This is a genomic window from Candidatus Nitrotoga sp. 1052, from assembly GCF_927312905.1.
Classification (GTDB): Bacteria; Pseudomonadota; Gammaproteobacteria; order Burkholderiales; family Gallionellaceae; genus Nitrotoga.
Genome location: NZ_CAKMHQ010000064.1, coordinates 1 through 3,110, shown reverse-complemented (window position 1 = coordinate 3,110; position 3,110 = coordinate 1). Strand labels below are relative to the sequence as shown.

General features: G+C 48.6%; 3 protein-coding genes. All 3 read right to left on the bottom strand.

Annotated features, from left to right (window positions below; genetic code table 11):
- Window positions 1-148: 148 nt before the first annotated feature.
- The 3 genes from MJ768_RS12600 to MJ768_RS12590 all read right to left on the bottom strand — a co-directional run bounded on the left by MJ768_RS12600 (window position 149) and on the right by MJ768_RS12590 (window position 3,017).
- Entirely contained in the window at window positions 149-556 is a 408-nt protein-coding gene (locus MJ768_RS12600) for a hypothetical protein (protein ID WP_239292233.1), read from the bottom strand.
- A 464-nt stretch (window positions 557-1,020) separates the two neighbouring features.
- The gene (locus MJ768_RS12595) at window positions 1,021-2,208 is read right to left on the bottom strand and encodes an IS110 family transposase (RefSeq protein WP_239292232.1); all 1,188 of its coding nucleotides are present in this window, start codon (window positions 2,206-2,208) and stop codon (window positions 1,021-1,023) included.
- Window positions 2,209-2,537: 329 nt separating this feature from the next.
- The gene (locus MJ768_RS12590; RefSeq protein ID WP_239292231.1) at window positions 2,538-3,017 is read right to left on the bottom strand and encodes a hypothetical protein; all 480 of its coding nucleotides are present in this window, start codon (window positions 3,015-3,017) and stop codon (window positions 2,538-2,540) included.
- Between the last annotated feature and the right edge of the window lie 93 nt (window positions 3,018-3,110).

Below are 3,110 nucleotides of genomic sequence, written 5' to 3'. Positions count from 1 at the left end.
GGATTTTTGGGTGGATTTGGGTTTTTCTACAGCCTCAACGTGGAGCTAAGGGGCTACGCGTTTTTGCGCAGCCCCGCTTGAGCGCAAGTGTTTAGATCGTGACTCGCTTCGCGATCACGATCTAACCTTATCGTTAGGCATTGGGTGTTCAATCTGTGGGAAGTGCATCAATTTTGTTTTGCAATTCCTTTTTTTCTGCAAGAAGCTTTTTCTTTTCTTCTGTAGCTGCTCTCATGATGTTAGCAGCCAGTTCCTTCTGCTCCAGCGGCGCAAAAGCCATTCCGGCCGCACCACGTCTGAATTCCATGTCAGCATCCTGAATTCTCTGATCCAAGATTTGCATTCTGCTGTCCATTTCACGGCGCTTTGTTTCACGGGTTGCTTGCCGTTGCCTTGCTTCGTTAATGGATACGTCAATTTTGGCCTGGGCTTGATCCAGCTCAGTCTTCTTATCAAGAAGGGTTTGGTACTGTATCCAGTTACCAAATAGAGAAACAAGCAATCCGCCAAGGGCGATTCCAGTTTGCCAAGTAAAAGATTTACCTTCATCTGCCATTAAAGACCTCTTTGAACTTGAAAATCATGAATTGTGTTGTCTAACTACGCTGTAGAAAAATCCCATTCCGAAAGCCTGTTTTAGCTTTGGATGGAATTTTTTCAAGCCAAACTGTTGCCTTCATTTAGTGATTAGTCATCTGGCAAAAAGCATAAACCACCCAGTTAAACGCGCGCAAACAATACCCTAAACCGCGAGCTAATCACTGCGATCATCATCACTCAGGAAAAATATATTCTCGACCATTCCCGCGCGAGGAGACGTGATAAAGGGCACCCGAAAATTCCAGTCTGAGGGGTCTAGCCATCTATAAAATATAATAGAGTTTGTTGGAATGTTAGAACTGAACATCCCGCTTGAAATTGCAATCAATTTTTTAACAAATCACACTACTCAACACACAACACGCCAGCGACGCTGTTACCTGACAGCAGCGTCAATCCTCCCCCATGTGGTGTGACGTTTTATCGTACTTCGTATTTTCTCCCCTGTTTAACCATTGACCAAATGACTCGCACAAGATGCCTGCCCAAAGCTCGAATCGCCTGGTTGTGCTGTTTGCCTTCTGCACGCTTTTTGTCGTAGTAGGCGCGCGACATCGGCACGTAAGCGATATGCCGTGCCACCGCCACCATCATGGCTGCCTTGGCGCGGGTGTTGACGTGGCGCGGTGTTTTCACGCCATTCTTTTTGCCGGAGCTGTTATCCAGCGCCGACATGCCCATGTACATCGCCAGCCCGGTTTCCGATTTGAAACGCTCCAGTGTGCCAACTTCCCCCGCGATTTCCGCCATCGAGGTTTTTCCGAAGCCGGGTATGCTGCCGATGGTTTGCGCCAGTTTTGATTGCGCGGCGATGCCCGCAATTTTCAGATCCAGTGCCTTGATGTCCTTTCCCAGCGCCAGTATGCGGTGCGCGTCCTGCAAAATCATTTCGCCCACCCATTCAACTTCGGGGGAGAATTGCGCCTGTGCTTGCCAAGCCTGTATCTGTGCCGCATAGGTCTTGCCCACGCCGGGTATGGCCAACAGGCTGGATTGCCGCAGATTGGCCAGCTTGGTCAATTTGTCGCGGCAGGTGAGGAAATTCAAGAACCAGATATTGTCCGCTTCCCCGGTGATTGCCATCAGTCCCGGGCACACCGCATGAAGGTCACTTTGCAGCCGGTTGATGACGCGCACCCGTTCCCACACCAGCTGTTTGCGCCGCCGCGTGTAGCGTTTGAGTTGGTCGTTTTCAATGGGTGTCGGCGCGACTTCGTGGAGTGCGTTTTTTGCCAGCGGCAGGTGTTCGGACAGGCGGAACAGTTCGAGAATCCTGCGCGCATCTATGGCATCGGTCTTGGCCGGCGCCGGGAATATTTCCTTGTAGCGGGCGAGTTTGAGGTTATTGACGCTGTACAGGCGGTAACCGTGCCGGAGAATTTGTCCGTCCAGCGGGCGCGCCCAGCCGTTATAGCCTTCCATGGCAACGGCTACCGGCAATTGATGGCGTTTTTCAAGGCTTTCGATATGGTGAAAAAATTCCTTGAAGCCGCCTGCATTGTGACTAATATCGAACTCATCCAACAGCTTGCCGGCCGGCAGCCCGACTGCCACCCGGTGACAGGTACTGCCGACATCTACTGCAACTCGTATTGAGAGGGGGTACATGATTGACTCCTTGAATAAAAGATAAGCCAGTTGGAAAAATCATCCAAACGTCTCGTCTACTTTCAGAGCCACAATCTTGACTGATTGGCACCATCCCGGCAGGCGTGTTGGATGATGCAGGTGACAGGGGCGGCATTTCAGACTCAAGCGAGACCCGTTACCAAGTTCGCTGACCCCACGAGCCACACCCCCGTCAGTGAGATATGCTACGCTTTCATCTGACGGTCGTCATCTGCAAATCGATGGTAGACCCTATGCGTTTCTGCGGGAACTGACCCCGTGCGTTGTTACACCCAATTGCGTAGATTCTCCGTTACGGTCATCCAACTTCACCAGTAGCGATAAGGTATTTTAGAATTAATCACTGTGAAATTTTTATTAATATTTTGATCCAAAAATTGACGTATTGAACTTGCCGCTTCCTGTGGATGCGGGCATGGCCCAACCACTACTTCTTGTATTATTTCATTTTTCTTGAAATCATATGGGATTTCAACGTATGGGATTAGAAATGTCTTACCTTCTCTAAACTTTTTGAGACTTAAACCAAGTTTGATAGCAATTGATTCGTCAAATTCATAAACCATACGATATTCATCTTCTTCACTAAATGAATGATGTTTCCAAGTTAGTGCGACGTTGGAAATTATGGGTGCAATACACCAAAAATCAATTTCACATATTGCGTTATACCATCCAGGATCAACGTCGTTCATATCCACTTTCGTGGGGAATGTAGCTGTCTCTTCAATTTTGTCAATTTTGTCCATACTCACAGTATCACTGTAAGAATCATCAAGCTCACTCATTCTCAATAACATTTTTTCGTATTCTGATCGGTTATTTTGCCCTAGCAGCCTGTCGGGCTACCCGTTAATTCTGCCAGCCACCTGGTATTGCCG

Bases quoted from the DNA above. Each gene is read 5' to 3' on its own strand.
- MJ768_RS12600 (WP_239292233.1), bottom strand. From the start codon at position 556: ATGGCAGATGAAGGTAAATCTTTTACTTGGCAAACTGGAATCGCCCTT.
- MJ768_RS12595 (WP_239292232.1), bottom strand. From the start codon at position 2,208: ATGTACCCCCTCTCAATACGAGTTGCAGTAGATGTCGGCAGTACCTGT.
- MJ768_RS12590 (WP_239292231.1), bottom strand. From the start codon at position 3,017: ATGAGTGAGCTTGATGATTCTTACAGTGATACTGTGAGTATGGACAAA.